At 43.8% G+C, this 297-nt stretch carries 1 pseudogene; it reads left to right on the plus strand.

Annotated elements, in window-relative coordinates:
• Positions 1-297, plus strand: a pseudogene (locus C1G53_RS12075) (UDP-glucose--hexose-1-phosphate uridylyltransferase); the annotation flags it as partial.

Raw genomic sequence — 297 nt, forward strand, 5'->3', positions numbered from 1 at the left:
GTGATTTTGAGGAAATGGATGCTATCTACCTGCGAAATCGGGTCTTGGCTTTGGTGGGAGACCAGGTTCTGACTGTTCAAACAGATTTAGAGGACTTGATTGAATTAAAAGATGAACTATTGGCACATGGAGTTCGAACTGGTTTTGTGGGTGAATTGCTGGAAGAGCAGGACATGGTTGGGTCTTGTTTGATGGATTTGATGACACCGAGTCCGAGTCAGGTCAATCGTGATTTTTGGCAGACCTATCAGGATAGTCCAGAGCAAGCGATTAGTGACTTTTATGAATTGAGCAAAC

The sequence above is a fragment of the Streptococcus suis genome (genome assembly GCF_002960445.1).
In the GTDB taxonomy this organism is placed as follows: domain Bacteria; phylum Bacillota; class Bacilli; order Lactobacillales; family Streptococcaceae; genus Streptococcus; species Streptococcus hyiners.